We start from the raw sequence: 5,834 nt of genomic DNA, 5'->3' as shown, positions 1-5,834 counted from the left end.
TACCTCCCCCCCCCCCACCCCCCCCCCCCCCCCCCCCCCCCCCCCCCCCCCCCCCCCCCCCCCCCCCCCCCCCCCCCCCGGGCCCGGTCCGTCGTGGCCCGCGCACGTCCCGTACGGGGCGGCCCCGTCCTCCTCGGGCAGGGCCCCGGAGACGGGCAGCAGGTCGACGGCCGGGCGGCCGAGCGCCTCCCGCCCGGCGAGTCCGAACAGGCGCCGCGCGCCGCCGCTCCAGATGGGAGACGAGTCCGTCGCGGTCCACCACGACGGCGGCCGGCGGGGCACGGGCGGCGCCGGTGGGTCCGTCTCCCGTGCCGTCCCCGGTCCGCCGGCCGGGGGGTGCGTCCTGCTCGGTGCCACGGTCCATGGCCCAGGCCCTCTCTCCCCCGGCAAGATCTGTACCGCCGTCCCCACCGTACGGCGGTGGCCGGTCGCGACGTGCGGCAATCCGGGAATTGCCCGCGGACGCCCGCACCGGCGGGTATACGTGCGCTCCCGCGCGCAGGGCCGCCTCAGTCCTCGTGCCCCAACTGCAGGTCGCGTTCCGTGCGGCCTCCGCCGGCTACTTGGAGCACGGTCGCGACCGGGGGGTAGCCCGCGGCGATGACGGTGTACTCGCCGGAGGAGAGGTCGACGAACCGGAAGGTCCCGTCGGGCCCGGTGGTGAGGGTGTCGACGACGTTGCCCGCCGCGTCCAGCAGGGTCACGCGCGCCTCCTCGACGGGCCGTCCGCCCCCGGCCCGCACCGTGCCGCGCAGCACCGCGCCGCCGGCGAGCTCGACGTCCTGGCGGGTCTCGCGGGCCGCCTGGACGGTGACGGGGAGGGCGGCCGGGCGGAAGGCGGGCGCGCTCGCGGCGAGGGTGTACTCGCCGGCCACCAGCTCGGTGATGACGTAGCCGCCCTCCCGGCCGCTGCGGGTACTGGCGACGACCTCCCCGTGGACGTTGGTGAGCGTGACGGCGGCGTCCCGCACCGGGGTGCCGTCGGCGGTGAGGACGCTGCCGGCCAGGCGGCCCGCGCCGCCGAGGACGACGTCCAGCTCGACGGGCCGCTCGCCGACGGTCACGGAGACCGCCTGCGGCTGGTGGCCGCCCGCGGCGGCGATCAGGACGTACGCCCCGGGGCCGGGCGTGGCCAGCGCGTACCGTCCGTCGTCGCCGCTGGCCCCCCGTCCCGTCTGCTGTCCGGCGACGTCGATGAGGGTGAGCGCCGCGCGCGGTACGGCGGTCCCGTCGGGATGCTGCACGGTCCCGCAGACGGGGATGCCGCCGGCGTACGGCGAGCGGGGCGGGGCGGGGGTCCCTCCGCCCGCGGGGTGGGAGGCGGGGCGGGGCACGCGTCCCGCGGGGTGGAGGGCCTCCTGGGCCGGGTCGGCGGTGGGGACGTGGTGGGACACCAGTGGTTTCTCCTTGAGGAAGAGGGCGATGAGCAGGCCCAGGACGAGCACCGGCACCAGGTGGAGGAAGATGCGCGGCATGGCGTCGGCGTACGCCCCGATGTAGGCGTCGCGCAGCTCGGGCGGCAGCGCGTGCACGAGCTGCGGGGTGATCGACTCGGCGTCGGGCGGCGCGGTGCCCGCGTGCGCGGGCAGGCGCGCGTCGAGCGCGTCGGCGAGCCGGCCGGCGAAGAGGGTGCCGAAGACGGCGGCGCCGACGCTGCCGCCGATCTGCCGGAAGTAGTTGTGGGCGCTGGTGGCGGTGCCGAGGTCGGCGGGGCGCACGGAGTTCTGCACGGCGAGGACCAGCACCGGCATCACCATGCCGATGCCGGTGCCGAGCACCGCCATCCAGATGCCGTAGTGCAGCCGCGGCGTGCCGGTCTCGAGGCGGGACAGCAGCCACATGCCGACGACGGAGAGGGCGCAGCCGAGAACGGGGTGCGCCCGGTAGCGGCCGGTGCGGCTGATGAGCTGCCCGGAGACGATCGAGGCGCCGACGACACCGGCCATCATGGGCAGCATCAGCAGCCCCGACTCGGTGGCGGTGGCCCCGTCGACCATCTGCAGGTACGTCGGCAGGTAGCTGGCCGCCCCGAACAGGGCGACGCCGGTCACCAGGCCCACCAGGGCGGTGACGTTGAAGACGGAGTCCCGGAACAGCCTGAGCGGGATGAGGGGTTCGACGGCGAAGCGCTCGGCGATCAGGAAGAGGACGGTGGACACCGCGGCGCCCGCGCCGAGGCCGAGGACGACGGGGGAGTCCCACGCGTACTCGGTGCCGCCCCAACTGGTCAGCAGCACCAGGCAGGTGGAGGTGACGGCCAGCAGCAGGCAGCCCAGGACGTCGAGGCGGGGCCGCACGGCCGGCTTCGGGAGCTCGAGCACCACGGCGACGACGACCAGGGTGACGATCCCGAAGGGCACGTTGACGTAGAAGCACCAGCGCCAGGAGAGGTGGTCGGTGAAGTAGCCGCCGAGCAGCGGTCCGGCGACCGACGCGAGGCCGAACGCGGCGCCGATCAGTCCCATGAAGCGGGCGCGCTCCCGGGCGGGCACGATGTCCGCGATGATCGCCTGGACACCGATCATCAGGCCGCCCGCGCCGACGCCCTGCACCGCGCGGTGGACGATCAGCTCGTTCATGGTCTCCGCCCGGCCGGCCAGCGCGGAGCCGACGACGAAGACGACGATCGCGAACTGGAAGACGCCCTTGCGGCCGAGCAGGTCGCCGAGCTTGCCGTAGATCGGCAGGCCGATGGTGGAGGTGAGCAGGTAGGCGGTGATCGCCCAGGACATCCGGTCCAGCCCGTGCAGCTCGCCGACGATCTTCGGGAGCGCGGTGGCGACGATCATCTGCTCCAGGGCGGCGAGCAGCAGCGCCAGCAGCAGCGCGAGGAAGACCAGCCGCACGCGGCGCGGGCTCAGCCCGGGGCCCGCGGCCGGTCCCGGGACCGGTGGCGGGGGCGGGTCCCCGGCCGGCGGTGCCGCGGCCGCCGTGTCCGGTTCGTCCTGGGTCAGAGTGATCCCGCCCACGTGCCGCTCCCCTCGTCGCACCGCGCGCCGTTCCCGCGTGAAAGCGACAACTACGAGCAAGTGCGACGAGTTACGGGGACCGGAAAGGTCAGGAGGAGATCACTCGAACCGGTGAGACGTCAATTCCCGCCCGTCTCTTGGGTCTTGGGCTCCCAGGCGCCCTACTTCTCGAGCTCGGCGGCCAGCCGGGCCAGCACGGCGTCGTGGATGCGGGCGAGGCCCTTGGGCGCGAAGGTCTTCTCGAAGAAGCCGCCGATGCCGCCGGCGCCCTGCCAGGTGGCGGTCACGACGACCCGGGACCTGCCCTCCCCGGCCGGGGTGACCCGCCAGGTGGTGACCATGGAGGAGTTGCGGTCCTTCTCGACCAGCTCGCCGTCGCTCGGCTCGGTGACCTCCAGGAGGCAGTCGCGCACGCGCTTGCTGGTGGCCTGGAGCTTCCAGTGGACCAGGGTGCCCTCCCCGTCGCCGCCCTCGCGGACCTCGTACTCGCTGTACTGCTCGGGCAGCACCCTCGCACGCGTGCCGCTGTAGTCGGCGAGGGCGTCGAACACCGTTTCCGCGTCCGCCGCGACGATCCGCTCCGTAGTGGACTCGACCTGCGCCATCGCTTTCCTCCAGGGCATCGGTTCTCAGGGTCGGGGCAAGCCAACCACCCCTCGTCCGGCCGCCCAAATCGGGAGCCCGTTGGTGACCGGAAGGACGATCGAAGACGCCCCTCGCACGATCATGGGAACACGTGTTCTATTCTGTGGTCCAGTGCTACCGAGGAGGCGTCATGCGCTGGGAGAACCTCGCCGCGGGCTCCGGACGCAGCCGGGCCGACGCCGCGCTGTTCGGCGCGGAGGCGGTGACCACCCGCACCTTCGACGCACCGGAGTTCCGCGGGATCACCTTCCACGAGGTCCGGGCCCGTTCGGTCGTCAACCGGGTACCGGGGGCCTCCCGCATGCCGTTCGAGTGGACGGTCAATCCCTACCGGGGCTGCACGCACGCGTGCGTCTACTGCTTCGCCAGGAAGTCGCACGGCTACCTGGACCTCGACACCGGCCTCGGCTTCGACAGCCAGATCGTGGTCAAGGTGAACGCGCCGGAGCTGGTGCGCCGCCGGCTCGCCTCCCGCCGCTGGCAGGGCGAGCACATAGCGATGGGCACCAACGTCGACTGCTACCAGCGCGCGGAGGGACGCTACCGGCTGATGCCGGGCATCCTCGCCGCCCTGCGCGACCACGCGAACCCCTTCTCGATCCTCACCAAGGGCACGCTGATCCTGCGCGACCTGGAACTGCTGAAGCAGGCCGCCGAGGTGACCGACGTCGGCGTCTCGGTCTCCGTGGGGTTCACCGACGAGCGGCTGTGGCGCACGGTCGAGCCGGGCGCGCCCGCGCCGGAGCGCCGGCTGGAGGTCGTCCGGACGCTCGCCGCGCACGGCATCGGCTGCGGGGTCCTGATGGCGCCGGTGATCCCGTTCCTGAGCGACGGGCCGGACCAACTGCGGGCCACCGTGCGGGCGGTCGCCGCCGCCGGCGCCACCTCCGTCACCCCTCTGGTGCTGCACCTGCGGCCCGGCGCCCGCGAGTGGTTCATGTCCTGGCTCGGGCAGCACCACCCGTACCTGGTGAAGCGCTACGAGCGGCTGTACGCGGAAGGCGCCTACGCCCCGAAGCGGTACCAGCGCCGGATCACCCGTCAGGTCCACGACCTGGCCCGGGAGTACCGCATCGGCCCCGCGGACCCGGGGACGCCGCGGCGGATCAGGCCCCCGGGCCCGGTCGACGCCCCGGGGGCCGGGCCGGCCCAACTCTCCCTGCTCTAGGGTCGTCCGGGCGCACCTGGCGGCCTGCCCGGAGGACGGGACCGTGCCGCGCGAGGGTCGCGGCGAGGCCGACGCGGTGTGCGCGGCACTGCCGGATCCGAAGCCGCGGGCGTCGAGGGCGGCGCCGGCGACCGCCCGCGGCGCGGCACTGCACGGCCTGCTCGGCTTCCGCGGCTGAGCGGCCGGCCGCGCGGGCCCCGTCAAGTCAAGGGGACTTCCGAGCGGGGCTCTTGAGGAGCACGGGTGTCCGTGCCCGGGGTGCGGTGCGTGAAGGACGACCTCGCCGCGGCCTTCGGCCGGCGGCGCTACCCCTGCCGGGGGACCCGGCCCCCGGCGGGCCCCTGGCGGGGGATCCGCGTCAGCGCGCGCACCGCCGCCTCGGCCAGTGCCGGGTGGGCGAGGGCCTCGTTCAGGACGGGTTCGGCACGCGCGTCGCCGAGTTCGCCCAGGCCCTCCACGCAGGCGAGGGCCACCCGCCGGTGGGGGTCGTGCGGGTGCAGGCGCCGCCGCAGCGTGGTGATCAGGGCGGGTACGGCCTCGGGGGCGCGGAGCCGGACCAGGAGGCGCACCGGGTGCAGCGCGTAGGCGACGCGCGGTTCGTTGGTGGCGAGGGCGGCGGCCGCCCGGGCGGTGCGCGGGTCGCCGAGGCGGGCGAGGGCGTGCGCGGCGGAGGCGCAGCGCGGCGGATCGCGGTGGTTGAGGAGGAGCACCAGGGTTTCGAAGGCCCGCCGGTCGCCGGCGAGTCCCAGCCGGAACGCGGCCAGTTCCCGGGCCCACAGCGGCTGTCCGGGTTCGGTGAGGACGGCCGCCAGGGTGTCGGGGTCCCGCGCCGCCACGAGACGGTCGTACGCCGCCGATCCGCCCGCCTCGACCCGTAAGCGTTCCGTGAGGGATCGCAACTCTTCGTCCATGCCCCAGAGATTAGGGCCTTTCATCCGGATCGGGGGGGGGGGGGGGGGGGGGGGGGCGGGGCGGGGGGGAGGGGGGGGGGGGGGGGGGGGTGGGGCCGTTGCAGTAGATAGCGGTAGTCGGAGCAGAAGGGGACGGAGGGG

Annotated in this window: 4 protein-coding genes and 2 pseudogenes; 2 read left to right on the top strand and 4 right to left on the bottom strand. The window is 74.9% G+C overall.

Annotated elements, in window-relative coordinates:
• The 3 genes and pseudogenes from ACZ56B_RS01330 to ACZ56B_RS01320 form a co-directional block, all read right to left on the bottom strand.
• Nucleotides 1-364: pseudogene (locus ACZ56B_RS01330) on the bottom strand (PAS domain-containing protein); the annotation flags it as partial.
• Nucleotides 365-509: 145 nt separating this feature from the next.
• On the bottom strand, nt 510-2,969 hold the full coding sequence (locus tag ACZ56B_RS01325; RefSeq protein WP_468784963.1) for an MFS transporter: 2,460 nt from the start codon (nt 2,967-2,969) through the stop codon (nt 510-512).
• A 161-nt stretch (nt 2,970-3,130) separates the two neighbouring features.
• The gene (locus tag ACZ56B_RS01320; protein WP_468785028.1) at nt 3,131-3,574 is read right to left on the bottom strand and encodes an SRPBCC family protein; all 444 of its coding nucleotides are present in this window, start codon (nt 3,572-3,574) and stop codon (nt 3,131-3,133) included.
• 170 nt (nt 3,575-3,744) lie between these two features.
• Between ACZ56B_RS01320 and ACZ56B_RS01315 the strand changes: the two genes are divergently transcribed.
• Together ACZ56B_RS01315 and ACZ56B_RS01310 are read left to right on the top strand one after the other, a co-directional pair.
• Nucleotides 3,745-4,782 (top strand): Rv2578c family radical SAM protein, encoded by a 1,038-nt coding sequence (locus ACZ56B_RS01315; protein ID WP_468784961.1) that lies wholly within the window; start codon nt 3,745-3,747, stop codon nt 4,780-4,782.
• Between the two features lie 13 nt (nt 4,783-4,795).
• Nucleotides 4,796-4,960 (top strand): annotated as a pseudogene (locus tag ACZ56B_RS01310) (alpha/beta hydrolase); the annotation flags it as partial.
• A gap of 127 nt (nt 4,961-5,087) precedes the next feature.
• On the opposite strand, the gene ACZ56B_RS01305 reads toward ACZ56B_RS01310, so the two are convergent.
• Entirely contained in the window at nt 5,088-5,693 is a 606-nt protein-coding gene (locus tag ACZ56B_RS01305) for an adenylosuccinate lyase (RefSeq protein ID WP_468784959.1), read from the bottom strand.
• Nucleotides 5,694-5,834: the final 141 nt, after the last annotated feature.

The organism is Streptomyces sp. NPDC034670, from assembly GCF_055574875.1.
Note: the sequence above shows the minus strand (reverse complement) of the source record. Positions and strands in the feature narration are given on the sequence as shown.